The organism is Citrobacter sp. Cb028 (assembly GCF_030336705.1).
GTDB lineage: Bacteria > Pseudomonadota > Gammaproteobacteria > Enterobacterales > Enterobacteriaceae > Citrobacter > Citrobacter braakii.
Window position 1 is genome coordinate 1,052,762 of sequence record NZ_JAOWCZ010000034.1, and the last position, 23,601, is coordinate 1,076,362.

Genomic DNA, 23,601 nt, shown 5'->3' on the forward strand with positions numbered 1-23,601 from the left:
TATCGCGAATCAAATTGTTGAAGTAATGTTATCTTAACTCATGACGGGAATGATCTTGAGCATTAACGCATTTAATGTTTATTTTAGTAGGCTGCAGCTTTAAGTAAGACAACTAAGTGATTACATAATGAACAAAACAGAGCTATACACGGATCTGAACCGTGACTTTCAGGCATTAATGGCAGGTGAAACCAGTTTTCTGGCAACGCTGGCAAATACTAGCGCGTTGTTGTACGAACGTCTTGCAGAAGTAAACTGGGCCGGTTTTTATCTGCTCGAAAACGATACGCTGGTGCTGGGGCCTTTCCAGGGAAAAATCGCCTGCGTGCGGATCCCGGTAGGACGCGGGGTGTGTGGGACCGCAGTAGCGCAGAACCAGGTTCAGCGCGTTGAGGACGTTCATGCTTTTGACGGACACATCGCATGTGATGCCGCCAGCAACGCTGAAATCGTCCTGCCAATCACCGTCGAAAATCAGATAATCGGCGTGCTGGATATCGATAGCACGGCGTTTGGCCGCTTTACTGACGAGGATGAACAGGGGCTGCGAACGCTGGTGGCACAACTTGAAACCGTGCTTGCAACGACGGATTACAAAAAATTCTTTGCGCGCGTCGCAGGATAATCAACGGATAACGTAGCAATTACTGATGACGTCATTATAATGTCGCCTGTTCATGCCTGCGCTTGTTGGCTACGTCCGTTGTAATCAGGAAATTTCATGGAAAATCAACCTAAGTTGAATAGCAGTAAAGAAGTCATCGCGTTTCTGGCCGAACGCTTCCCGCAGTGTTTTAGTGCGGAAGGCGAAGCGCGCCCACTGAAAATTGGCATTTTTCAGGATCTGGTAGAGCGTGTTGAGGGCGAAATGAACCTCAGCAAGACGCAGCTCCGCTCTGCCTTACGTCTCTATACTTCAAGCTGGCGCTATCTGTATGGCGTTAAATTGGGCGCAACGCGTGTTGATCTCGACGGCAACCCTTGTGGTGAGCTGGATGAGCAGCACGTTGAACATGCTCGCAAACAGCTGGAAGAAGCTAAAGCCCGCGTTCAGGCGCAACGTGCAGAGCAACAGGCGAAAAAACGCGAAGCAGCCGCTGCTGCCGGTGAAAAAGAAGACGCACCGCGTCGCGAGCGTAAGCCGCGTCCTGCACCGCGTCGTAAAGAAGGCGCTGAGCGTAAACCTCGCGCTGAGAAACCAGCAGCAAAAGCACCGCGTGCTCCTCGTGAAGAACAGCATACCCCGGTATCTGATATTTCAGTACTGACGGTAGGGCAGTCTCTGAAGGTGAAAGCAGGTAATAATGCGATGGATGCCACCGTATTAGAAATCACCAAAGATGGCGTCCGTGTACAGCTGAATTCGGGTATGTCTTTGATTGTACGCGCAGAACACCTGGTGTTCTGAAACGGAGGCCAGGCCTGGCATGAACACTTTTTTTAGGCTTACTGCGTTAGCTGGTCTGCTTGCATTAGCAGGCCAGGCACTTGCTGTGGAAGATATCACGCGTGCCGATCAAATCCCCGTTTTAAAGGAAGAAACCCAGCATGCGACGGTAAGTGAACGTGTGACATCGCGTTTTACGCGTTCGCACTATCGCCAGTTCGATCTGGATCAGGCGTTTTCGGCAAAAATTTTTGACCGCTATTTGAATCTGCTCGACTACAGCCACAACGTGCTGTTGGCGAGCGATATCGAACAGTATGCAAAAAAGAAAACGGTCCTTGGCGATGAACTGCGTACCGGCAAGCTGGATGTCTTTTACGATCTCTATAATCTGGCGCAAAAACGCCGATTTGAACGTTATCAGTACGCTTTAAGCGTACTGGCACGTCCAATGGATTTCACCGGTACCGACACCTTTAACCTCGACCGGAGCAAAGCGCCATGGCCGAAGAGCGAAGCAGAGCTTAACGCGCTGTGGGACGGCAAGGTTAAATTTGACGAACTCAGCCTGAAGCTGACCGGCAAAACCGATGCGGAAATTCGTGAAACGCTGACGCGTCGCTACAAGTTTGCGATTCGTCGTCTGGCGCAGACCAACAGCGAAGATGTGTTCTCTCTGGCGATGACGGCTTTCGCCCGTGAGATCGATCCGCATACTAATTATCTCTCTCCACGCAATACCGAACAGTTCAATACTGAAATGAGCCTGTCTCTGGAAGGTATTGGCGCGGTTTTGCAAATGGATGATGACTACACCGTCATTAACTCCATGGTGGCGGGCGGCCCGGCAGCCAAGAGCAAAGCAATAAGCGTTGGCGACCGTATTGTCGGCGTGGGTCAGACCGGTAAGGGAATGGTCGACGTGATTGGCTGGCGTCTGGATGACGTTGTTGCGCTGATCAAAGGACCCAAAGGCAGCAAAGTTCGCCTTGAAATCCTGCCTGCCGGTAAAGGTACTAAGACGCGTACCGTCACGTTAACGCGTGAACGTATTCGTCTCGAAGACCGCGCCGTGAAAATGTCCGTGAAAACCGTTGGCAAAGAAAAAGTCGGCGTACTGGATATCCCTGGCTTCTATGTTGGCCTGACGGATGATGTCAAAGTTCAGTTGCAGAAGCTGGAAAAACAGAACGTCAGCAGCATCATTATCGATCTGCGCACTAACGGTGGCGGCGCGCTGACCGAAGCCGTTTCGCTCTCCGGTCTGTTCATTCCTTCCGGCCCGGTGGTTCAGGTTCGTGACAATAACGGTAAAGTGCGTGAAGACAGCGATACCGACGGCGTTGTGTACTACAAAGGCCCGCTGGTAGTGTTAGTTGATCGCTTCAGTGCTTCGGCATCAGAGATTTTTGCTGCGGCAATGCAGGATTATGGTCGTGCGCTGATCGTTGGTGAACCGACTTTCGGGAAAGGCACTGTACAGCAGTATCGCTCTCTGAACCGTATTTATGATCAGATGCTGCGTCCGGAATGGCCGGCGCTGGGTTCTGTTCAGTATACGATCCAGAAATTCTACCGTGTAAACGGTGGCAGTACACAGCGTAAGGGCGTTACGCCGGACATCATCATGCCGACAGGTAATGAAGAAACGGAAACCGGTGAGAAGTTTGAAGATAACGCGCTGCCGTGGGATAGCATTGATGCTGCGACCTACACCAAATCAGAGAATCTGACGTCGTTCGGACCTGAATTGTTAAAAGAGCACAATGCACGTATTGCCAACGATCCTGAGTTCCAGTACATCATGAAGGATATTGCGCGTTTCAATGCGATGAAGGATAAACGCAACATCGCTTCTCTCAATTACGCTCAGCGTGAGAAAGAGAATAACGAAGATGACGCAATGCGTCTGGCGCGTATCAACGATCGGTTTAAGCGAGAAGGTAAGCCGCCGCTGAAAAAACTGGACGATTTACCGAAGGATTACCAGGAACCAGATCCCTACCTGGATGAAACGGTAAAAATAGCGCTTGACCTGGCGCATCTTGAAAAAGAAAAGCCAGCGGAACAGCCCGCAACCAGTAAATAACCTCCAACAGGCACAAGAAATTGTGCCTGTTTTTTTAACAAACGCATGAAGACGTCAGTGTGATACGATAAAATGTAAAGTTGTGTCTTTCTGGTGACTTAGCACCTATGGATGCTTGAAAATAGCCATAAGACCCATACGATATGGGTAATCGCATAGTGCGTTTTGTTAAATTGAGGTTAAAAGAAAATTATGATGCGAATCGCGCTCTTCCTGCTGACGAACCTGGCTGTGATGGTCGTTTTCGGGCTGGTATTGAGCCTGACAGGGATTCAGTCAAGCAGCGTTCAAGGCTTGTTGATCATGGCACTGCTGTTTGGTTTTGGTGGTTCCTTCATTTCGCTGCTGATGTCCAAATGGATGGCGTTAAAATCCGTTGGTGGGGAAGTGATTGAACAGCCTCGCAATGAAAGAGAACGCTGGCTGATGAATACGGTAGCGAATCAGGCTCGCCAGGCTGGGATCGCTATGCCGCAGGTTGCAATCTACCATGCGCCAGATATTAACGCGTTTGCTACCGGTGCGCGCCGGGATGCTTCGCTGGTGGCTGTGAGTACAGGCCTGTTGCAAAACATGAGCCCGGACGAAGCCGAAGCCGTTATCGCGCATGAAATCAGCCACATTGCTAATGGCGATATGGTTACCATGACGCTCATTCAGGGTGTGGTGAACACCTTCGTTATCTTTATCTCACGTATTCTGGCGCAAATTGCCGCTGGCTTTATGGGCGGAAACCGCGATGAGGGTGAGGGCAGTAACGGCAACCCATTGATCTACTTCGCAGTGGCGACGGTGCTGGAACTGGTGTTTGGTATTCTGGCGAGCATTATTACCATGTGGTTCTCACGTCATCGTGAATTCCATGCGGATGCCGGTTCAGCAAAACTGGTGGGGCGTGAGAAAATGATCGCCGCGCTGCAGCGTCTGAAAACCAGCTATGAGCCGCAGGAAGCGACCAGCATGATGGCGTTCTGCATCAACGGTAAATCCAAGTCGTTGAGTGAGCTGTTTATGACTCACCCGCCGTTGGATAAACGTATTGAAGCGCTGCGCAGCGGAGAGTATTTGAAGTAAGTTAATGGCTGTCACGGGGCACCCGTTGCTCCGTGACTCATAAAACATAATGGCTATTTAAAGCTATCGATTAAAGCCTCGCCCAGACTATTCTGTCCCAGTTCTGCTTTACCTCTCATTCCGTCATTTTTCTCTGCCGGGGACGAAAATATTCCTTGTCGCTTTATCTCTGGTAAAAACATTAGAGCCCCGCTGGCTGCCAAAAGAACAGTGCCAGGCATTTGATGAAACCCAGTGGTAGACGGGCTATCATTGACAGCCCGTCTGGTAGGAAAAAACTAAATCAGAACTGGTAGTTTAATGATACCCAATAGTTACGGCCCGGGTTTACGTATCCGGTAGTGGATTGCGCAGTCTGATAGTAATCTCCTGCGTAGGTGCTATTACGGCCTACCTGATAAAGTTTAACCTCGCTAAAGTCTTTATCCAGCACGTTATTGACCGCCGTATTCAGCGTCAGATCTTTGGTCAGCTTATAAGACATTCCCATGTCGAGAACGGTCCAGGCTTTTAAATCAGCGCCTTTATCGTCATAGACGGCCTTTTGTACTGCGCTGAGGTTGTTGTAATTTTCGGTAAAGCGTGGGGCTTTACCGCGATAACGTGCGCTCAGCCAGGCATTCATATCTTCCGTTGCCTGCCAGTTCAGGCGAGCGTTAGCCATATGTTTTGGCGTGTAGCTTAACGGCGCGCCTTTATTGTCACCATCTTTTTGCTTGCTCTGGGTGTAGGTGTAGTTGAGGGATAAAGTCAGCACATCCGACCACAGAGGGAAGGTGCTGGCAAATTCAACGCCATCGGTCCTTGCCTTGCCGCTGTTGGTATAGCTGTTGGTATTATCATCGATAGAATACGAGACAATTTTATTTTTGTATTCGGTATAGAAGCCGGTAATGTTGGCGTTCAGTCCGGTGTCGTTCTCGTAATACAGCCCGGTTTCGTAGCTGATACTTTCCTCAGGTTTCAGGTCCGGATTACCGACCGTATTCACGGTTCCTTGCGCGGTGACGCCGCTGATCCCGTTATGTAACTGGCTCAGTGATGGCGCTTTATAACCTGTCGTCACGCCGCCTTTGAGCGTCCATTCGTCGGATACGTCCCAAACCATATACGCTCGTGGGCTGAAATGACCGCCAAAGACATCGTTATGCTCGTAGCGTGTCCCTGCGGTTAAGGCCAACGAGTCGAGAATATGCCATTCATCTTCTACATAGGCTGCCCACGTTTTTTGATGGAACGTTTCGCCGGTATTGGCCAGCACCACACCGTCTTTCATCCGCGCATCCCAATATTCCCCGCCGAGGGTTAAGAGGTGCGAATCACCTAATGGCGTCAGCAGTACTGAGTCCAGAATGACGTTAGTGTTCTTCAGTTCACGTGCGTCACCGGCCCGGCCTGCGTTCTCTGGCGTGAGTGCGGAGGAGACCAGTTGTCGTCCTTTGTTCTCAGTTTCATTCCAGCCGAGGGAGGATTTCCATGTGCCGAACGTTAAGGCGGTATCGTGGCCGAGGGTGACTTTGTTACGCTCATAGCGCAGCGTTTTATCGTAACCCCCCGTCAGGTTACCCAACTGACCGTCATCGTTATCATAGCGCTGTCTGGCGGAGTCGAGATCTAACCATAGCGTATTGCTTTCATTCGTCTTCCAGTCGAGTCGCGTGCCGATGTTATAGTTTTCTGACTCGGTAGGATAAGGTACGCGAGTGGAGGAGGTATCGCTCAGGGAGGTAACGCTGGAACCCTGACGTTGGGTGGTGCTACCCCGAACCTGCATATCCAGTACGCCAGCGATTAACGGGCCGCTTGACCAGAAGTTGGCGACCGTGCTGTTACCCCATTTATTACTCTCTTGCAGGTTAACGCCGGTATTGATGGAGGTGCTCCATTTATCGGTGCTTTTTTTGGTAATGATATTCACCACGCCACCGATTGCGTCGGAGCCATAAAGCGTCGACATCGGGCCGCGGATCACCTCAATATGATCGATTGCCGCCAGTGGAGGCATAAAGCTGGTATTCATAGCTGAGAAGCCGTTTGGCGTCACATCGCTGCTGCCGTTTTGACGAATACCATCAATCAGGATCAGGGTATAACTGGCGGGCATGCCACGAATGCTGATCTCCAGACCACCGGTTTTACCGGTGCTGCTTTCGACATCCACCCCTTCAACAGAACGCAAGGCTTCGCCTAAATCATTATATTTATTGGTTTGTAACTCTTGCTGTGAAATAACGGAGACGCTGGCGGCAGCGTTGGTGATTTTCTTTTCGTAACCGGAAGCGGTTACCACCATAACATCTTCAGCGAAGGCCAGGGGACTGGAAAATCCTAGACAGGACAGAACAACAGAAGCAATAGGTTTTAAGCGCATAGTCAAACTTCCTTTGTTAAAAATTCAAAGGAAGTAAGATAATTGATGGGAATGATAATAAAAATAATTATCATTATATGTTTACATAACTTATCACTTCTGGTGTTTTTCTTGAATAAATATACATAAATTGTCATTAGTTTTAGCTAAGTAAATAGCGGAAATGACCAATAATTAGTATTTGTAATCATTGGGTTGTAATTAATTTGCCATTAATTGAATGGCTAACATTTAATCTATTTTCTCTGATTCGGAGGGTACTCAATTAGGAGTATCAGAAAAAAGTATGATAATTTTAGGAAATCGTCATACTTTTCTGCGCCGCATCATTTTTTTCGTCATTTCAGTCCGCCATAATCCCTTCCCCAGGAGACCGTTTAACGGCATTGAATCGTTGAGCGGCATAAAAATAACGCAAATCTGGATAACATAATGATTAAAGGCAAGCTGGCACTGCTTACGTGCGCATTGACTCTCGCATTAACCTCACCACTTCTCGCCGCGCAAAATGTGAGCGAGGGTCAGACGTTGAAGCTGGCAATTGGACCTGAGCCAACGGAAGGGTTTGACCCGATGCTGGGCTGGAGTCATGGCAGCTATTTGCTTTTGCATGCACCATTATTAAAACAAAACGCAGATATGAGCTGGGGTAACCTGCTGACGGAAAAAGTTGAAACCAGCGCTGACGGCAAAACCTGGACGTTGACGTTAAAACCCGACCTTAAATTCTCCGATGGTTCCCCGCTAACCGCTGAAGATGTGGTGTTCACCTATAATAAAGCCGCAAAGAGCGGCGGCAAAATCGACATGGGAAACTTTACTCATGCCAGCCTGAAAGATAACCGCACGGTAGAAATCACGCTGCGCAGCCCACAGAGCACCTTTGTGAACGTGCTGGGCTCTTTGGGTATTGTTCCCGAAAAACGGTATGACGAAAAAACATTCGCCAAAAATCCGATTGGCGCGGGCCCTTATCGGTTGGTGAGTTTTCAGCCGGGGCAGCAGCTGATCGTGGAGGCGAACCCCTGGTATGCCGGTAAGAAAAATGATTTCAGTAAGCTGGTGTTTGTCTTCCTTGATGAAGATAACGCTTATGCCGCAGCGCGCAGTGGTCAACTGGGACTCGTGCGTATTGCGCCTTCGATGGCGGTCGCCCCTCAACAGCAGAATTTGAAGCTTTGGGTACGCGACAGCGTGGAAAACCGTGGCATTGTGTTCCCAATGGTCCCTGCGGGTAAAAAAGACGCCAATGGTTATCCGGTCGGCAACGATATCACGGCTGATATCGCCATCAGACGCGCCATCAACTACGCCATCGATCGTAAACAACTTGCCGATCAGGTCATGGAAGGTCATGCGATTCCGGCGTATAGCGCGGTTCAGGGCCTGCCATGGCAGGGACAGTCAGTTGCGTTCAAAGATGGCGACAGCGAAAAAGCGCGGATGATTCTGGAAGAAGCCGGCTGGAAGGTGGGGAAAGACGGCGTACGCGTGAAAGACGGTAAAGAGGCTCGCCTGACTCTATGGTACGCCAGCGGAGACAGTACGCGCCGGGATTTAGCCGAGGCCGTACGTGCGATGCTGGAGCCCGTGGGTATTCAGGTCTCGCTGCAATCCGGAAGCTGGGAAACCGTTGAGCGGCATATGCATGCGAATCCGACGCTGTTTGGCTGGGGAAGCCTGGATCCGATGGAGCTTTTCCATCACTACAGCAATCAGGCCGCGGGCGTGGAATACTACAATCCAGGCTATTACAGCAATCCCGTCGTTGAACAACATCTTAAACAGGCCATTGATGCTCCGGACTGGCAAAAAGCGTTGCCTTTCTGGCAACAGGTGGAGTGGGATGGCAAGCAAGGGGCTGGGGTGCAGGGCGATGCCGCCTGGGCATGGCTGCTGAACATTCAGCACACTTATCTGGCAAATCCGTGTATTGACTTAGGCAAAGGCGCGCCGGAGATTCACGGTAGCTGGTCCCTGCTCAATAATCTGGATGAATGGACCTGGACCTGCCGTTGATGAAGTCTGTTGTAGGCCATTTTCTACGGCTGATAGTGTTATTAGTGCTGGTTGCGGCTGGCACTTTTATGCTGCTCAGCTTTTCTCCTGTCGATCCGATTCGCGCCTATATCGGCAACGATCTCCTGCACGTGCCGCCGGAACAATATGCGCGTATCGCTGCTCGCTGGGGATTAGACCAGCCGTTATGGGAGCGTTTTGGTCACTGGTTTATACGTGTATTGCAGGGCGATCTCGGCTACTCAATGTTGTTTAATGCACCGGTTGCCAGCGTAATCAAGGAGCGCTTTGCAACTTCGCTTGCCTTGCTTGGCGGCGCGTGGCTGCTCTCCGGCATACTGGGAACGGCAATGGGGTTTGTCGCGGGTCGTTATCTGAATCGCTGGCCGGATAAAGCAATCTGTCGACTCAGCTATCTGCTTTCGTCGTTGCCGACCTTCTGGATTGGCATGCTGCTGCTGGCGTTATTTGCCGTGCGCTGGCCGGTATTTCCGGTCTGCTGCGCGTGGGAGCCGGGCAACAGTGGCGATATGGCCACGCTGGCTGAGCGTCTGCGCCATTTAGTGCTGCCCGTTTGCGCGCTTAGTTTATTGGGACTTGGCCAAATTACACTTCATACACGGGAAAGTATCGCCAGCGTGATGAAAAGCGATTTTGTCCGTTTTGCGCGTTCTCAGGGTGATAAAGGCTGGTCGCTGCTGCGTCATCAGGTTCTGCGCCACGCTATCACGCCCGCGCTGTGCCTGCAGTTCGCCTCGTTGGGAGAATTGCTGGGCGGCGCATTGCTGGCTGAAAAAGTTTTTGCTTATCCGGGACTGGGACAGGCCACTATTGATGCCGGATTGCGCGGCGATCTGCCGTTACTGATGGGGATTGTGTTGTTCAGTACCATACTGGTGTTCATTGGCAACTCGCTGTCTACCTGGCTTGTCCATGTGTTGAACCGTGCTCTGGAGCGACCTGATGCTCTATAATCCGACGCCGACGCTGATTCGTCTTCTGCTCTCTTTTAGCTGCCTGCTATGCATTGCGGTGTATGGCGCAGCGACGCTGGATAACCCATTGAGCGTTAATCTGCTTGCCCGTCATTTACCGCCTGATGCGCTGTATTGGTTTGGCACCGATAACCTCGGTCGCGATCTGTGGATTCGTTGCTTTCAGGGCGCGTTAACCAGTCTGCAAATTGGTATTGGCGCGGCATTGTGCAGCGGCTTCATCGCATTACTGATGGCGGCGGTTTCACGTATACATCCGCGTCTGGATGTACTAATGCGTCTGATTACCGATGCCATGCTGTCAATGCCGCATCTGCTGTTGCTCATATTGATCTGTTTCACGCTGGGCGGCGGAAAAAATGGGGTGATTATGGCGGTTGCGTTGACCCACTGGCCGCGTCTGGCGTTAATCCTGCGTGCCGAAGCACAGCGCGTGGCCCACAGTGACTATCTGACGTTAACCTGGCGTCTGGGACACGGACATTTTTACTGCTGGCGGCATCACTATCTCCCGGCATTGTTACCCCAGTGGTTAACGGGAACCTTGCTGATGTTTCCCCACGCGGTGTTGCACAGCGCGGCGTTGAGCTTCCTCGGTTTTGGGCTGGCGCCGCATGAACCATCGCTGGGCCTGTTGCTGGCTGATGCGCTGAGGTTTATCAGTCATGGCGACTGGTGGTTAGTGCTGTTTCCCGGGCTGATGCTATTCAGTCTGGTTATGTTATTCGATCAGCTCGCAAGGGCAGTGCATCGTTTATGGTTACGAGGTGACGCATGTTGAGTTTAAGACAGGTCTCGCTGGACGTGGCGCGTTATCGCTGGTACGGCGCGAGAAACTGGTCTTCGCTGTTGCAGGATATCTCTTTCGACGTAGCGCCTGGTCAGATGGTGGCGTTAGTCGGGGGAAGTGGGGAAGGTAAAAGCCTGTTGCTGCAATGTCTGCTTGATCTCTTACCGGACAATTTGCGTTTCAACGGCTCCATCACCCTGGAGGGGAAAACGCTGGACAGTGATGATATTCGCAAATGTCGTGGTAATACTTTCAGCTATGTCCCGCAAGGCGTTCAGGCGCTTAACCCGCTGCTCTCGATTGAAAAACATCTGCGCAGGGCAAGTCAGCTCTCCGGCCAGGCCTGGAATGCCGGAAAAATTGAACGATTGCTCCAGCGTAGCCAACTGGAAAGTCGCGTATTAGATGCCTTCCCACGCCAGCTTTCGGGGGGGATGGCGAAACGTGTTCTGGCCTGTCACGCGTCGCTGAGCCAGGCTCGCTATATTCTGGCGGATGAAATTACCGCCTGGCTTGATGCACCGCTGGCTAATCAACTGCTTGAACAGCTACGTGAGCAATGTGAGCAAGGGGCTGGCGTTTTATGGGTAACGCACGACCTCACGCTGGCCGCTCGCCACGCGGACCGCATTGTCGCGCTGCATCAGGGAAGGGTGTCGGATAACGTCAGCCGGGAACAGCTGTTACGCGGAGAGATCAGCGAGCATCTGCAACGCCAATGGCGGGCCCTGCCTGAAAGAAATCAACTTTTTGGAGAGCGCGATGCTGTGCTGTCGTGAAGTGACGATTTGTCAGGGAGGAAAGGTGCTATGGCAAAATCTGAACTTCTCTCTGCGCCCCGGAGAACGCATTGGGGTTTGTGCACCCAGCGGAACCGGCAAAACAACGCTGGGACGCGTACTGGCGGGCTGGCAAAAACCGACCTCGGGTGACATTCTGGTTGATGACCAACCGCTGCCAATGCACCAGTATTGCCCGGTGCAACTGGTGCCACAGCATCCGGAATTAACCTTTAACCCGCGGCGTAGCACCGGCGATGCGGTTTATGATGCCTGGCGACCTGATGCTGAACTGCTTACCCGTCTTCACATCAACCCTGAGTGGTTAACCCGCCGTCCCGGACAGCTTTCTGGCGGTGAACTGGCGCGAATTGCTTTACTTCGCGCGCTGGATCCGCGGACACGTTTTCTTATTGCCGATGAAATTACCGCCCAGCTCGATCCTTCCATTCAAAAAGATATCTGGGTATTGCTGCTTGAAGAGTGCCAGCGTCGGCCATTAGGTATGCTCATTATCAGCCATCAGCAGGCTCTGCTTGAGCAGATTTGCTCCAGAAAACTCATTGAAGCGTGAGGCAATAACGTGCAGTAATGTCTATTGATTAAATTGTTATGTTATATTATAACAATTCACTCGCAAACGATTTGAGGGTGAAATTTTGGCTATTCGTTTTAACAAACTGACAATCGCTCTGGGGATGCTTTTAGTCAGTGGGCAGGTTTTGGCGCATGGTCATCATTCCCATGGTGCGCCGATGAGTGAAGCAGAACAAAAGGCATCGGAAGGGGTATTTGATGATAACCAGGTGCAGAACCGAGCGCTGTCCGACTGGGATGGCATGTGGCAATCTGTCTATCCGTATCTGGTCAGTGGCGAACTTGATCCGGTTTTCAAAAAGAAAGCGGAGAAAGATAAAAGCAAAACGGCAGAACAAATTAAAGCTTATTACCGTACAGGCTATGCAACCAATGTAGACACCATCGGCATCGAAGATGGCGTGATGGAATTTCACACCGGTAATCAGGTCGCATCGTGCAAATACGATTATGCCGGGTATAAAATCTTGCACTATAAATCAGGCAAGAAAGGTGTACGGTATCTGTTTGAGTGTAAAGCCGCTGACAGCAAAGCGCCTAAATACGTGCAATTCAGCGATCATATTATCGCGCCGCGTAAATCGAGCCACTTCCATATCTTTATGGGAAATACCTCGCAGGCTGCCTTGCTTGAGGAGATGGAAAACTGGCCTACCTACTACCCTTATCAGCTGAAGGGCGAAGAAGTAGTGGATGAGATGCTGCACCATTAATCTGGGCTAACCTTATCTGTACACACCCGCCACCAGTGGCGGGTTTTTTTAATTAATAACCTGCTCTTTCCATCACCTGTCGCATTCGTTAGCATATTGTATCGCAGCAAGTGCATGTGTTTTTTCAGGAAGAGGTTAACGTGTTCGCAGAGTATGGAGTTCTGAATTACTGGACGTATCTGGTGGGGGCTATTTTTATCGTGCTGGTACCGGGGCCAAATACGATATTTGTGCTGAAAAACAGCGTCGGTAGGGGAGTAAAGGGGGGGTATCTCGCCGCCAGCGGTGTGTTTATTGGTGATGCCGTGTTGATGTTTTTGGCCTATGCCGGTGTTGCTGCATTGATTAAAACAACGCCCGTTTTGTTCAATATCGTTCGTTATCTTGGCGCTTTCTATTTACTGTATCTTGGCGCGAAGATCCTGTATGCAACACTGAAATCGAAAGCAAGCGACGCCGCGCCTGAGGAAGTCCCGTTTGGCGCTATTTTTAAGCGCGCATTAATCCTGAGCCTGACCAATCCCAAAGCTATTCTGTTTTATGTGTCGTTTTTCGTGCAGTTTATTGATGTCAATGCGCCGCATTCAGGGCTGTCATTCTTTATTCTGGCTATTACGCTTGAGATAGTGAGCTTTTTCTATTTGAGCTTCCTTATTTTCTCCGGCGCGTTTGTGACGCAATATATCCGTACGAAGAAGAAACTGGCCAAAGTGGGTAATTCCCTTATCGGCCTGATTTTCGTTGGTTTTGCCGCCCGTCTGGCCACGCTTCAATCGTGATGCCATCGGCCCGCTGAGTGCGGCGGGCCTTTAATATTGCGCTCTGCTTTTCATTTATAATCGTAGGGTTATAACCAATAAATGGTATTTTAAATGTATATTTTGAGGCGTACCCTGTGTACAGCAGCGGTTCATTATGACTCGCTGGTTGTCGACTGGAAAAGGGAAGAAAAATGCTTCAAATTCCACAGAATCATATCCATACACGCTCTACGCCATTCTGGAACAAAGAAACGGCGCCTGCCGGAATTTTCGAACGCCACCTTGATAAAGGGACCCGAGCCGGGGTTTATCCTCGACTTTCGGTTATGCAGGGGGCGGTCAAATATCTCGGATACGCAGACGAACACAGTCCGGAGCCAGTAGAGGTGATGATTATTGAAGCCGGTCAGTTTGGCGTTTTTCCACCGGAAAAATGGCATAACATCGAAGTGATGACCGACGACACTTACTTTAATATCGATTTTTTCGTAGCCCCGGAAGTTCTGATGGAGAGTGCAAATCAACGAAAAGTCGTGCGCACCGGCAAGGAGTAAATCATGGGTAAAGCAACCTATACCGTAACCGTGACCAATAACAGCAACGGTGTTTCTGTTGATTATGAAACAGAGGCGCCAATGACATTACTGGTGCCGGATGTGGCAGCTGAAGTGGTCAAAGATCTGGTCAATACCGTGCGTTCGTACGATACCGAAAATGAGCACGAAGTCTGCGGGTGGTAGGCATTAGTCACTGCTACTGATTGAATATATTAGTTTTTAATCTAAAAACCGCACTGCGCTTTGACGGCGCAGTGCGTTTTTTTTGTGGGCGAAACAGGGAAATATCCAGAAAGGATTCCTTAAGAATACCTTAAGAGATTCGCATTGATTGCTAATAGTTGATCATTCACAGGGGTTATGATCGCGAAACAGATATAAAACAGAACATCGCGCTTATGAAACTCAATACCCGACTTACATTACCCACAATCATTCTCGGATTAGCCATCGTGGCGATCCCGTTCGCCGCGAACTGGCATCTCCCGCTACTCAACGGTACTGTCGTCAGCTGGATTGAAAATGGCCAGGCGCTATGGCTGCTGTTTGGTGCCATATTTACACTCAGCTACATCAGGCCCTTATCACGTCCCGAAGGCGAGAAGCAATTTTGGCTTTGGGCGGCAGCGTGGTGGCTGGTATTACTGGGCCGAAGCACAAGTTGGGGCCGCGATTATTTTCCTGAGCATCCTAAACTCCTGTTCAGGGCTATCTCAGTGGTATTGATTGCCATGATTATTCTGCCAGTGCTGATTTCGAAGCGCTTACGCCAGGATATTGCCCGTCGCTTTCGCAATGAACCGCTACCTCTGTGGCTGTTAGCGATCACCACCTGTGCATTTTTGATCTCCGATACGGTAGAGCATCATCGTCTGCTGGCTCCCATCTTTCTGCACAATGCTCAGTATGGCGATCTGATTGAAGAACTGTACGAACTACCGTTTATGGCGGGATTGTTTCTGATGAACCTCGGCTTTATGCGGCGGGATAAGCAGGAGGAAGCTGCATCCATCCGCTTCAGTGAACCACAGCTGGCGAAGTCATGAGATAAGGCCTGAGTCTGGAAAGCCAGACTCAGGCGATGATGGCGGTGACTTACGCAATAGCCTCACACAGACGTGACTTCATGTCGCTATACGTTTGTGCGGCATATTTTTCTGCCCACCCCTGATCGGTAATGTGCTCAATATTTACGGCGCAATATTTGGTTTCCGGCGTTTTCGAAATAGGATCGAGATTGTCCTGGGTTAACTCGTTACACGCGCCAATCCACCATTGATAGGTCATATAGACCGTTCCGGCATTGATGCGCTCGGAGACATCCGCGCGGCTGATAACCTTACCGCGGCGCGAGCTGACCCATACCAGATCGCGATGACGAATACCCATTTTTTCAGCATCATGGGTATTGATTTGCACATACCCTGGCTCGTCTGCCAGTGCTTGCAACGCTGCGCAGTTGCCGGTCATCGAACGGCAGGAGTAGTGCCCAACCTCACGCACGGTACACAGAACCAGCGGATATTGTTCATCAGGAACTTCTGCTGGCGCTCGCCACGGTGCGGCAAACAGTTTGCCTTTGCCATTGGCGGTATCGAACTGGCTGTGCGCGTAAAGGTAGGGCGTACCAGGACTATCGAGATCCGGACATGGCCACTGAACATGACCCATCTCACCCATTTTCTCATAGGTCACGCCGTAGAACAGTGGACACAGCTCGCGCATCTCATCCCAGATTTGCTGGTTATTTTGATACTGCATTGGATAACCCATTTCGCTGGCCAGCAGGCTGATAATCTCCCAGTCACGCTTTACATCACCAGTGGGTTCAATCGCTTTCTCAAAACGCTGGAAACCGCGATCGGCGCAGGTAAAGACGCCACCGTGTTCGCCCCATGAGGTGGCTGGCAAGAGGACATCGGCCATTTCCGCCGTCTTGGTCATGAAGATATCCTGCACGACGATAAAATCGAGCGCGTTAAATCCTTCGCGGACCAGACCCAAATCGGCCTCGGTTTGCAGCGGATCTTCTCCCATGATGTAGTAGGCTTTGATTTTGCCTTCGATAGCCAGATGCGGAACTTCGGTGATGCGGGTCCCAACCTTGTCATCCATCTGATTAACGTCAATGCCCCATGCGGTGGCAAATTTCTCCCTGACGGCGAAATCGGTTACGTCCTGATACCCTGGAAACTGGTTAGGCAGCACCCCCATATCGCACGCGCCCTGCACGTTATTTTGCCCGCGCACCGGGCCAACACCGACGTTAGGGCGTCCCAGATTTCCGGTCAGCAAGGCCAGGCTCGACAAACCACGAACCACGTCAACGGCCTGACCAAACTGGGTGACGCCCATCCCCCACATCACGGTGGCCGATGGCGCCGCAGCAAATGTACGCATCGCCTGACGAACCTGCTGTGCGGGAACACCGGTTAAATGTTCAACGTCTTCAGGCGCATACTCCTTAACGGTTTCCCAGTATGTTTCCAGTCCTTCCGCATGCTTTTGTACATACTCGCGATCGTAGAGTTGCTCCTCGATGAGAACATGGCCAAACGCGTTGACCAGCGCCATATTGCAACCGTTTTTCAACTGCAAATGTTGGTCAGCGATACGGGCAGTTTCAATCCGGCGTGGGTCGCAGACAATGATTTTTGCGCCGTTCTGGCGAGCTTTAATTACCCGGCGGGCCACAATTGGGTGTGAATCGGCACAGTTATAACCAAAGATCAGCAGGCATTTTGAGTTTTCAATGTCGCTGATGGAATTGCTCATGGCGCCATTGCCTAACGTTTCCTGTAACCCGGCCACGGAAGGGCCGTGACAGACGCGGGCACAGCAATCGACATTGTTGGTATGGAGCACGCCACGTGCGAATTTTTGCATCACGTAGTTGGTCTCATTCCCAGTTCCACGGGAAGATCCGGTGGTCATGATGGCACGAGGGCCATAGGTATTTTTGATTTCAGTTAAGCGTTTTGCGGTGTAGCGAATGGCTTCATCCCAGCTAACGGGAGTGAATTTTCCACCTTTTTCATAACGGATCATCGGGCGGGTCAGACGGGGAGTCAGAAGGCGAGTGTCGTTAAGAAAGTCCCAACCATAATAGCCTTTCAGGCATAACTGATTTTGGTTCGTTACACCCTCTGCGGCCTCAGCGCGGATGATTTTGTTATTCTCAACAACAAGCTTGAGCTTGCACCCGGCCCCACAGTATGGGCATACACTGGTGATTTTTTTCATCAATAACAGACCTGTTAAATGCTGAAATAGCGCGAATTGTAGACGCAGTCACGCGATACGCATCGCGGACTACGATGTGTCGTAGTGACGGGCTGTTTAAGCATAAAGTGTGCCAGAAGTGAAAACCCAGCAATAGCAGGGGCTGACGGCCAAAGCGTTAAGCAGAATGACTGACGATTCGACATTAATGACGAGGCGCGACAAAATTAGTCTGCCGGTCAGCGGTGTAACCTTATGAAACATCAGAAAAAGATGAAAAACAGAAGTGATAGCGATCACAAATTTTAATTTTTCAGCGCTATGCTATGCTTTTATACGACGAGTGAATCGTTAATTTAAAAACATAAGCGAGGGAAATTATGGGCATTATTTCATGGGTGGTTTTCGGTCTTATTGCTGGGATTTTGGCAAAATGGATTATGCCGGGTAAAGATGGCGGCGGATTCTTTATGACCATTATCTTAGGGGTTGTCGGTGCGGTAGTGGGTGGCTGGATCAGCACCTTCTTTGGTTTTGGTAAAGTCGATGGTTTCAACTTCGGTAGTTTCGCCGTGGCGGTGATCGGTGCGATTGTGGTGTTGTTTATCTACAGAAAAATCAAAAGCTAAGTAAACATACAGACAATAGAGGCCACTAATATGTGGCCTTTTTCTTAGGTCACCACCAGCCGAATTCTGTTCCCAGAACGACGATGATAGCCACGCCAATCATAATAAGCGTTGTTTTTTTCATCGTTATGCTCCCGGCGCAGCGTAGCCGCCAATAAAAAACCAGGATAAGAAAACGACAGCGGAAATGAAAATGATGACGGGGAAAATAATACCGAGTCGCATACGATTATCTGCCAGAGTTATTTAAAGACGGGTTAGCATAGCAGGGCTTAATGTACGACAAAAGTGGTTTTATCCTGACGCTTTTTATCCTTGTACATTGCGCTGTCTGCGAGGTGAAGCGCGCAGTTTACATCAGTCTCCAACGGATTAATTTCCACCACGCCCAGACTGGCGCCAGGATAAAATAGATGAATGTCACCCAGGTGGTAGTCACCGCAAATTTGCTGTTGTAGCTGATTTTTCACCTGCTGCAGGCGGTCTCGCGGATCCCTGTCATCTTCCGGTGACAGGCTCACGACTAAAAATTCGTCACCACCCAGTCGGCCAAGGATATCATTGTCACCGCATTCGCGAAGCAGACGCTGACCAATCTGGATCAGAAACTGGTCGCCAACCTCGTGGCCAAAGCGGTCATTGATCAATTTGAAATCATCCAAATCAATATAGGCAAAAATAATCTTCTGCCTGAGATGTCGGGCAAGGGAAAAAAGAGTCTCAACATTTTCAAAAATGGCGCGCCGATTCGGTAATCCGGTCAGAGCATCGGTGTAAGAGTGCGCAATCAGCGCGGCATTCGCTTCGCGTAACTGAGCAACCAGCGACTCTTTTTGAATTGACTGGGCGATCAGGCCTGCAAACAGATGTAACACCTGTTCGCCACGTTGGCTTAATGCGTGCTGGTGGCGACTGGTGGCGCAGAGCGTACCGTAAAACGTTCCGTCGGGAAGATGAACCGGCGTGCTCAGGAAAGTGGTTATCTCCAGCGCGCGGGCGGCGGTACACTCCGGCCAGCGAGCGGGAACGTTGTCGCTGTACAGACAGTTTTCGTCTATGGCGCGTTTGCATAGCGTCTCATCCCAGGGTACGGACAGCCCTTCAGGGATCTGCATCTGCTTGCTATTGCGCGCATACAAAATATGCTGCAGGCGGGCATCTAAATCGACCTTAGTTAAATAGGTGGATTCCATCTCAGTCACCACTTCCAGCATCTCCAGAAGTTGCCGAACCAGGCTCTCAACTGACTGCTCCGTGGCTAAGGATTGTGAGACTCTGGCAAGGATCATGTCCGACATGAGGTGTAAATGCTCCTGAGTAATGACTGGGCTAACGTGGCCCGCATGATAGAACATCAAGATGAAAGATGAAACACGCCATCCCGCTCAAAATTTAAACATTAAATTGAAAGCTGGCAGTAAAACATGGAGATAGATGGAAAGTCGGGGTAACCTGCCGGGATAAGGTTTTTAACAGGAGTCGATATGAAACTGGCGTCTATAATTTTGCCCGGCTTGTTGGTGCTAGCGGGATGTACCACTCAGCCCGAAGCCCCCAAACCGCCGAAGATTGGTCTGGCGAATCCGGCATCGGTATATTGCGAACAAAAGGGCGGCTCGCTGATTGCGGTGCAGACCCCGCAAGGCGTAAGGTCGGACTGCAAATTACCGGGCGGGGAAGTGATTGATGAATGGGCGCTCTGGCGCAGAGATCATCCGACAACGGGCAAATGAAATCCGGTTAGCATTGACGTATCCATTCAGCCAGCACCAGCGCGTGGTTTTGCTGGGTGTTTTTCGCCGCATACAGTAGCGTTAAGGTTTGCTGTCGGGCAATCTCTGCGAGACGCTTTCCTTCCTGCTGCTGTAGGGCGAGTTCAGCGCGATATTGCTCGGAAAAGTGTGTGAAATCAATCAATTCTGCGTGGAACGCCTTGCGTAAATCAGATGACGGCGTAAGCGCTTTATTCCATTCGTTAAAAATAAGGTCGGTCTTTTTTACCCCGCGAGGCCACAGCCTGTCGACCAGTACGCGATAACCATCATTTTTTTCTGCTGGGTCATACACGCGTTTACATTGAATTTTCATCTTTTCATCCGCTCCATTAATCCACTGCTTTGATATATTTCGACACCTTTATTACGGTTAAATAAGATCGTAAAACGTGACAATTGTAACATTCTGCCCGTCCTGACTCCCAATTTAAGGGATTGTGATACCAACAAAAAATCGGTAGGCTGAGGCTCCTTATATTGTCCCTCATTGTCTGGACATAAGGAAAGCTTAATGGAAATTTCCCCGTTTAAAGATACGCTTCGCATTGCGCTGGTGGGTGATTACAGCCCTGATATTGTGGCGCATCAGGCCATTCCTCTTGCTATCGATGATGCCGCTGCCGTCCTGGAATTAGTGGCTGATTATGACTGGCTAACCACCTCTGATATTAGCAGCAGTGAAGATCTGATTGGCTATGATGCTATTTGGGTCGTTCCTGGCAGTCCATATCGGCACCTGGAAGGCGCACTGATCGCGATCCGCTACGCGCGTGAAAACAGCATCCCATTCCTCGGGACCTGTGGCGGTTTTCAACATGCGATTCTGGAGTATGCCCGCAACGTGCTGGGCTGGAGTGATGCTGCCCATGCGGAAACGGATACCACGGGGCGGATGGTCATCGCACCGTTGACCTGCTCGCTGGTAGAAAAAACGGATGATATTGAACTGAGGGCCAATACGCTGATTGCCAAAGCCTACGGACGGGGTGTTATCTCCGAGGGGTATCACTGCAACTATGGCGTATCGGAAGATTTTGCCGCCGAGCTTGAGAGCGGTGATCTTCGTGTGACTGGCTGGGATGAGGCGGGTGATATCCGTGCCATTGAGCTGGTGACGCATCCTTTTTTTGTCGGCACACTCTTTCAGCATGAACGTGGAGCGCTGGCGGGAAAACCCGTGCCGTTAGTTCAGGCAATGCTGCGCGCTGCGCGAGGATAAAAAAACGGGCAGGTTATACTCAAACCTGCCCGCTGCTTTATGCGCTTGCTATCTCCCGATTACGCCCCGCGCACAGACCAAACACCGCCATCAGTATTGCTAACACGGCGACCCCAGCTAATGGAATCAGCCAGCTACCATTGAGGTCGTGAATCTTACCCATCAGCGGTGGCCCACAGGCAGCCAGTAAATACCCGACGGATTGTGCCATGCCGGACAGGGCCGCGGCCTGATGCGCTGAGCTTGCGCGCAGGCCAATAAAGGTCAAACCAAGGATCATCGTGGCGCCTGAGCCAAAGCCAAACAGTATGGTCCACAGCAAAGCCTGCCCGGGCATTACGGCGAATCCCGCTGCGCCGATGGCGCACATTAACGAAACCAGTGCGGCGATGGCGCGCTGATCCTTAAATCTGTTCAGGACGAGAGGGATCAATAACCCCGGCGCGGCGGTTGCCAGTTGCAGTAAACCATGCAACGAACCGGCCTGCGCTTCGCTGTAGCCGTGGCTGATTAAAATGGCGGGTAGCCAGCCAATGATCACGTAGTAGATAAGTGAATTGATCCCGAGAAACAGCGTCACCTGCCAGGCGAGGCTCGAGCGCCAGATCGCGCGGGAATGCAACGCGCGCGAGTTGCTCAAACTGGCATTGGCCGTCTGGCGACATTGGGGTAACCAGATAATCAGCGCCAGCAGCGGAAAGACCATCAGTACCATCAGCGCACCGCGCCAGCCAAACCCGTTCAGCGCCAGCGGAACCACAATAGCTGAACCCAGTGCCGCCGCTGCGCCCATAGTCAGCGAGTATGCGCCAGTGAGTTTTGCCACATGCTGAGCAAAATCACGCTTAATCAGCCCAGGTAACAGCACATTTCCCAGCGCGATTCCGCAACCAATGATAGCGGTACCGCTAAACAGGAAACCTGGCGTGGGCAGCGAACGTATCGCAATACCAGCGCAAATCAGTAGCATTGCGGCAAACAGGCTGCGTTCGATACCCCAACGGCGTGCAACGGCGGCGGCCAGAGGCGATACCAGTGCGAAGGCCAGCAGCGGCAGGGTGGTCAGAAGTCCCGTCTGGGCGGTACTCAGGCCGTAGTCGGTGCGAATTGCATCCAGCAGCGGGGCGGCTCCGGTAAAGGTGACGCGCAGCGTGGTGGCAATCATCAGGATCCCCGCGATCAGCCAGGCTGCGTTTTTGCCGCGGGAGGAAGGCATATTTGTCATTTTTTTCTCATATCGTCAGGCGAGGCGATACTTTAGCGTTTTTACTCAATGGATGAATCAAGCTAAAATGACAGTTTATCGCTAAAAACGGACATTTTTATGTTAGGACTGAGACTGGATGGGTATGAGCCCGACCTTTACCACGATGCGGCGGTGGCGTTTTGTATTCAGGCCCGGGAAGATGAACTCTTCAGTCCGCTGCATCAGCACCGTAAGGGGCAGTTGATTCTGGCCTTGCATGGCGCGATCACCTGTGAGGTTGAAAATGCTATGTGGATGGTGCCTCCACAATATGCGGTATGGATCCCCGGTGAAATTCCACACAGCAATCACGTTACCGTTGGGGCGCAACTGTGCTTTTTGTTTATTGAGCCGCAGGCAGTAGTGATGCCTGAACGCTGCTGCACCCTGAAAATCGCCCCATTATGTCGGGAGCTCATTCTGGCGCTGGCGTCCAAAACGGATGATCAACGGCTGGAGCCGTCTACCCAGCGGCTGACACAAGTGCTATTTGATGAACTCCCGCAGCAGCCGCAGGAGCAAATGCAGTTGCCGGTTTCCGATCACCCGAAAATCCGCAGAATGGTCGCGACGATGGCGCGGGAGCCCGCGCAGTGGCAGACGCTGGGACAGTGGGCCAGCGTATTTGCGATGAGTGAGCGGAACCTCGCCCGTCTGGTCGTTAAAGAGACGGGGTTGAGTTTTCGCCGCTGGCGTCACCAGCTTCAATTGATTCTGGCGCTGCAGGCGCTGATAGATGGTCATAACGTGCAACAGGTTGCGCAAATGCTCGGTTACGATTCGACCACGGCATTTATCACCATGTTCAAAAAAGGCCTGGGACAGACTCCAGGCCGTTATCTGGCTGGACTGGCTACTGCTTCCCAACAATCAATGACACCAGACCTGCCGCAATGAGCGGTCCCACCGGCACACCGCGAAATAGCGCCACGCCCAGAACTGTACCCACCAGTAAACCAGCCACAAGCTGAGGCTGGCTACCCATGAGCGTGACACCGCGCCCGCCAAGCCAGGAGACGAATACCCCGATGGCAATAGCGACCAGTGATTTCCAGTTCACAAAGGAGTGGATGAGCGTGGAGGGGGGGAGCGTTCCGCTGGCGATCGGCGCCATGACGCCAATAGTTAGAATTATAATCCCGACGGTCAGGCCCTGTTTTTCTATCCATGGAAAGAAAGTATTCAGAGGGGTAACACGAACAATGATCAGCACCAGAATTGAAACAGCGACAGTGGTGTTGTGGCTGACAAAGCCCAGAGCTGCCAGTCCGAGCAGGATCAGCAGAGTGACATCAAACATCGTAGTTTCCTTGCCAAAAGAAAAAATAAGCCTGCTTACTGTACGCGTAAACGCGTGACGGAACAGGCTTTTTTTAAT

Annotated in this window: 25 protein-coding genes and 1 pseudogene; 18 read left to right on the forward strand and 8 right to left on the reverse strand. The window is 51.1% G+C overall.

Annotated elements, in window-relative coordinates; all coding sequences use genetic code 11:
* Window positions 1–127: 127 nt before the first annotated feature.
* The 4 genes from msrC (at window position 128) to htpX (ending at window position 4,550) form a co-directional block, all read left to right on the forward strand.
* Window positions 128–625 carry a free L-methionine (R)-S-oxide reductase MsrC gene (msrC, locus tag OGV75_RS14670; protein ID WP_046276430.1) on the forward strand — a complete coding sequence of 166 codons (498 nt, stop codon included), beginning with the start codon at window positions 128–130 and terminating at the stop codon, window positions 623–625.
* Window positions 626–721: 96 nt separating this feature from the next.
* Window positions 722–1,408: an RNA chaperone ProQ gene (gene proQ / locus OGV75_RS14675; protein ID WP_003833781.1), complete on the forward strand. Its 687-nt coding sequence runs from the start codon at window positions 722–724 to the stop codon at window positions 1,406–1,408.
* 19 nt (window positions 1,409–1,427) lie between these two features.
* Window positions 1,428–3,476, forward strand: coding sequence for a carboxy terminal-processing peptidase (prc, locus tag OGV75_RS14680; protein ID WP_286480833.1), 2,049 nt, complete (start codon window positions 1,428–1,430; stop codon window positions 3,474–3,476).
* Between the two features lie 192 nt (window positions 3,477–3,668).
* On the forward strand, window positions 3,669–4,550 hold the full coding sequence (htpX, locus tag OGV75_RS14685) for a protease HtpX (protein WP_003034964.1): 882 nt from the start codon (window positions 3,669–3,671) through the stop codon (window positions 4,548–4,550).
* A 283-nt stretch (window positions 4,551–4,833) separates the two neighbouring features.
* Here htpX and OGV75_RS14690 read toward each other — a convergent pair whose 3' ends face one another.
* Window positions 4,834–6,921: a TonB-dependent receptor gene (locus tag OGV75_RS14690; protein WP_200051668.1), complete on the reverse strand. Its 2,088-nt coding sequence runs from the start codon at window positions 6,919–6,921 to the stop codon at window positions 4,834–4,836.
* 432 nt (window positions 6,922–7,353) lie between these two features.
* Here OGV75_RS14690 and OGV75_RS14695 point away from each other — a divergent pair, with 432 nt between their 5' ends.
* From OGV75_RS14695 to OGV75_RS14740, 10 genes are all read left to right on the forward strand, one after another.
* Complete coding sequence (locus tag OGV75_RS14695; protein WP_046275918.1) at window positions 7,354–8,940, forward strand: ABC transporter substrate-binding protein; 1,587 nt, start codon at window positions 7,354–7,356, stop codon at window positions 8,938–8,940.
* Window positions 8,940–9,914, forward strand: a complete 975-nt coding sequence (locus OGV75_RS14700) for an ABC transporter permease (RefSeq protein WP_286480835.1) — start codon at window positions 8,940–8,942, stop codon at window positions 9,912–9,914. Before OGV75_RS14695 ends, OGV75_RS14700 begins: the two co-directional genes overlap by 1 nt.
* Window positions 9,904–10,716 (forward strand): ABC transporter permease, encoded by an 813-nt coding sequence (locus tag OGV75_RS14705; RefSeq protein ID WP_047358584.1) that lies wholly within the window; start codon window positions 9,904–9,906, stop codon window positions 10,714–10,716. The genes OGV75_RS14700 and OGV75_RS14705 overlap by 11 nt, the downstream gene beginning before the upstream one ends.
* Window positions 10,710–11,504 carry an ATP-binding cassette domain-containing protein gene (locus OGV75_RS14710; protein ID WP_016152790.1) on the forward strand — a complete coding sequence of 265 codons (795 nt, stop codon included), beginning with the start codon at window positions 10,710–10,712 and terminating at the stop codon, window positions 11,502–11,504. Before OGV75_RS14705 ends, OGV75_RS14710 begins: the two co-directional genes overlap by 7 nt.
* Window positions 11,488–12,078 (forward strand): ATP-binding cassette domain-containing protein, encoded by a 591-nt coding sequence (locus OGV75_RS14715; RefSeq protein WP_049041643.1) that lies wholly within the window; start codon window positions 11,488–11,490, stop codon window positions 12,076–12,078. The genes OGV75_RS14710 and OGV75_RS14715 overlap by 17 nt, the downstream gene beginning before the upstream one ends.
* A gap of 85 nt (window positions 12,079–12,163) precedes the next feature.
* Complete coding sequence (gene zinT / locus OGV75_RS14720; RefSeq protein ID WP_016152792.1) at window positions 12,164–12,814, forward strand: metal-binding protein ZinT; 651 nt, start codon at window positions 12,164–12,166, stop codon at window positions 12,812–12,814.
* 140 nt (window positions 12,815–12,954) lie between these two features.
* Window positions 12,955–13,593, forward strand: coding sequence for a leucine efflux protein LeuE (gene leuE / locus OGV75_RS14725; RefSeq protein ID WP_016152793.1), 639 nt, complete (start codon window positions 12,955–12,957; stop codon window positions 13,591–13,593).
* 173 nt (window positions 13,594–13,766) lie between these two features.
* The gene (gene yeaR, locus OGV75_RS14730) at window positions 13,767–14,129 is read left to right on the forward strand and encodes a DUF1971 domain-containing protein YeaR (RefSeq protein ID WP_005120376.1); all 363 of its coding nucleotides are present in this window, start codon (window positions 13,767–13,769) and stop codon (window positions 14,127–14,129) included.
* Window positions 14,130–14,132: 3 nt separating this feature from the next.
* Window positions 14,133–14,315, forward strand: a complete 183-nt coding sequence (locus tag OGV75_RS14735) for a DUF1869 domain-containing protein (RefSeq protein ID WP_003832433.1) — start codon at window positions 14,133–14,135, stop codon at window positions 14,313–14,315.
* A gap of 215 nt (window positions 14,316–14,530) precedes the next feature.
* Entirely contained in the window at window positions 14,531–15,178 is a 648-nt protein-coding gene (locus tag OGV75_RS14740) for a hypothetical protein (protein ID WP_016156293.1), read from the forward strand.
* A gap of 49 nt (window positions 15,179–15,227) precedes the next feature.
* Here OGV75_RS14740 and fdhF read toward each other — a convergent pair whose 3' ends face one another.
* Complete coding sequence (gene fdhF / locus OGV75_RS14745; RefSeq protein ID WP_046275921.1) at window positions 15,228–17,375, reverse strand: formate dehydrogenase subunit alpha; 2,148 nt, start codon at window positions 17,373–17,375, stop codon at window positions 15,228–15,230.
* Between the two features lie 359 nt (window positions 17,376–17,734).
* On the opposite strand from fdhF, the gene OGV75_RS14750 reads away from it, so the two are divergent.
* Window positions 17,735–17,983, forward strand: a complete 249-nt coding sequence (locus tag OGV75_RS14750; protein WP_016152796.1) for a GlsB/YeaQ/YmgE family stress response membrane protein — start codon at window positions 17,735–17,737, stop codon at window positions 17,981–17,983.
* A gap of 49 nt (window positions 17,984–18,032) precedes the next feature.
* Here the strand turns inward: OGV75_RS14750 and yoaJ are convergent, their stop codons facing one another.
* The 3 genes from yoaJ to OGV75_RS14765 are packed head-to-tail and all read right to left on the reverse strand — an operon-like array spanning window position 18,033 to window position 19,281.
* Complete coding sequence (gene yoaJ / locus OGV75_RS14755) at window positions 18,033–18,107, reverse strand: protein YoaJ (RefSeq protein WP_101700011.1); 75 nt, start codon at window positions 18,105–18,107, stop codon at window positions 18,033–18,035.
* Between the two features lie 2 nt (window positions 18,108–18,109).
* Window positions 18,110–18,208, reverse strand: coding sequence for a YoaK family small membrane protein (locus tag OGV75_RS14760; protein ID WP_032941789.1), 99 nt, complete (start codon window positions 18,206–18,208; stop codon window positions 18,110–18,112).
* 47 nt (window positions 18,209–18,255) lie between these two features.
* On the reverse strand, window positions 18,256–19,281 hold the full coding sequence (locus tag OGV75_RS14765; RefSeq protein WP_131381123.1) for a sensor domain-containing diguanylate cyclase: 1,026 nt from the start codon (window positions 19,279–19,281) through the stop codon (window positions 18,256–18,258).
* Between the two features lie 186 nt (window positions 19,282–19,467).
* Between OGV75_RS14765 and OGV75_RS14770 the strand changes: the two genes are divergently transcribed.
* Window positions 19,468–19,716, forward strand: a complete 249-nt coding sequence (locus OGV75_RS14770; RefSeq protein WP_016152798.1) for a putative hemolysin — start codon at window positions 19,468–19,470, stop codon at window positions 19,714–19,716.
* A gap of 7 nt (window positions 19,717–19,723) precedes the next feature.
* Here the strand turns inward: OGV75_RS14770 and OGV75_RS14775 are convergent, their stop codons facing one another.
* Window positions 19,724–20,071 carry a DUF488 domain-containing protein gene (locus OGV75_RS14775; protein WP_016152799.1) on the reverse strand — a complete coding sequence of 116 codons (348 nt, stop codon included), beginning with the start codon at window positions 20,069–20,071 and terminating at the stop codon, window positions 19,724–19,726.
* 198 nt (window positions 20,072–20,269) lie between these two features.
* On the opposite strand from OGV75_RS14775, the gene OGV75_RS14780 reads away from it, so the two are divergent.
* The gene (locus OGV75_RS14780) at window positions 20,270–20,977 is read left to right on the forward strand and encodes a CTP synthase C-terminal region-related (seleno)protein (protein WP_016156299.1); all 708 of its coding nucleotides are present in this window, start codon (window positions 20,270–20,272) and stop codon (window positions 20,975–20,977) included.
* Window positions 20,978–21,014: 37 nt separating this feature from the next.
* Here OGV75_RS14780 and OGV75_RS14785 read toward each other — a convergent pair whose 3' ends face one another.
* Window positions 21,015–22,202 (reverse strand): CynX/NimT family MFS transporter, encoded by a 1,188-nt coding sequence (locus OGV75_RS14785; protein ID WP_094761887.1) that lies wholly within the window; start codon window positions 22,200–22,202, stop codon window positions 21,015–21,017.
* Between the two features lie 99 nt (window positions 22,203–22,301).
* Here OGV75_RS14785 and OGV75_RS14790 point away from each other — a divergent pair.
* A pseudogene (locus OGV75_RS14790) lies at window positions 22,302–23,100 on the forward strand (AraC family transcriptional regulator).
* On the opposite strand, the gene OGV75_RS14795 reads toward OGV75_RS14790, so the two are convergent.
* The gene (locus OGV75_RS14795) at window positions 23,077–23,523 is read right to left on the reverse strand and encodes a DUF441 domain-containing protein (protein ID WP_016152803.1); all 447 of its coding nucleotides are present in this window, start codon (window positions 23,521–23,523) and stop codon (window positions 23,077–23,079) included. The pseudogene OGV75_RS14790 and the gene OGV75_RS14795 overlap by 24 nt on opposite strands.
* Between the last annotated feature and the right edge of the window lie 78 nt (window positions 23,524–23,601).

Bases quoted from the DNA above. Each gene is read 5' to 3' on its own strand.
- msrC (WP_046276430.1), top strand. From the start codon at position 128: ATGAACAAAACAGAGCTATACACGGATCTGAACCGTGACTTTCAGGCA.
- proQ (WP_003833781.1), top strand. From the start codon at position 722: ATGGAAAATCAACCTAAGTTGAATAGCAGTAAAGAAGTCATCGCGTTT.
- prc (WP_286480833.1), top strand. From the start codon at position 1,428: ATGAACACTTTTTTTAGGCTTACTGCGTTAGCTGGTCTGCTTGCATTA.
- htpX (WP_003034964.1), top strand. From the start codon at position 3,669: ATGATGCGAATCGCGCTCTTCCTGCTGACGAACCTGGCTGTGATGGTC.
- OGV75_RS14690 (WP_200051668.1), bottom strand. From the start codon at position 6,921: ATGCGCTTAAAACCTATTGCTTCTGTTGTTCTGTCCTGTCTAGGATTT.
- OGV75_RS14695 (WP_046275918.1), top strand. From the start codon at position 7,354: ATGATTAAAGGCAAGCTGGCACTGCTTACGTGCGCATTGACTCTCGCA.
- OGV75_RS14700 (WP_286480835.1), top strand. From the start codon at position 8,940: ATGAAGTCTGTTGTAGGCCATTTTCTACGGCTGATAGTGTTATTAGTG.
- OGV75_RS14705 (WP_047358584.1), top strand. From the start codon at position 9,904: ATGCTCTATAATCCGACGCCGACGCTGATTCGTCTTCTGCTCTCTTTT.
- OGV75_RS14710 (WP_016152790.1), top strand. From the start codon at position 10,710: ATGTTGAGTTTAAGACAGGTCTCGCTGGACGTGGCGCGTTATCGCTGG.
- OGV75_RS14715 (WP_049041643.1), top strand. From the start codon at position 11,488: ATGCTGTGCTGTCGTGAAGTGACGATTTGTCAGGGAGGAAAGGTGCTA.
- yeaR (WP_005120376.1), top strand. From the start codon at position 13,767: ATGCTTCAAATTCCACAGAATCATATCCATACACGCTCTACGCCATTC.
- OGV75_RS14735 (WP_003832433.1), top strand. From the start codon at position 14,133: ATGGGTAAAGCAACCTATACCGTAACCGTGACCAATAACAGCAACGGT.
- OGV75_RS14740 (WP_016156293.1), top strand. From the start codon at position 14,531: ATGAAACTCAATACCCGACTTACATTACCCACAATCATTCTCGGATTA.
- fdhF (WP_046275921.1), bottom strand. From the start codon at position 17,375: ATGAAAAAAATCACCAGTGTATGCCCATACTGTGGGGCCGGGTGCAAG.
- OGV75_RS14750 (WP_016152796.1), top strand. From the start codon at position 17,735: ATGGGCATTATTTCATGGGTGGTTTTCGGTCTTATTGCTGGGATTTTG.
- OGV75_RS14760 (WP_032941789.1), bottom strand. From the start codon at position 18,208: ATGCGACTCGGTATTATTTTCCCCGTCATCATTTTCATTTCCGCTGTC.
- OGV75_RS14765 (WP_131381123.1), bottom strand. From the start codon at position 19,281: ATGTCGGACATGATCCTTGCCAGAGTCTCACAATCCTTAGCCACGGAG.
- OGV75_RS14770 (WP_016152798.1), top strand. From the start codon at position 19,468: ATGAAACTGGCGTCTATAATTTTGCCCGGCTTGTTGGTGCTAGCGGGA.
- OGV75_RS14775 (WP_016152799.1), bottom strand. From the start codon at position 20,071: ATGAAAATTCAATGTAAACGCGTGTATGACCCAGCAGAAAAAAATGAT.
- OGV75_RS14780 (WP_016156299.1), top strand. From the start codon at position 20,270: ATGGAAATTTCCCCGTTTAAAGATACGCTTCGCATTGCGCTGGTGGGT.
- OGV75_RS14785 (WP_094761887.1), bottom strand. From the start codon at position 22,202: ATGACAAATATGCCTTCCTCCCGCGGCAAAAACGCAGCCTGGCTGATC.
- OGV75_RS14795 (WP_016152803.1), bottom strand. From the start codon at position 23,523: ATGTTTGATGTCACTCTGCTGATCCTGCTCGGACTGGCAGCTCTGGGC.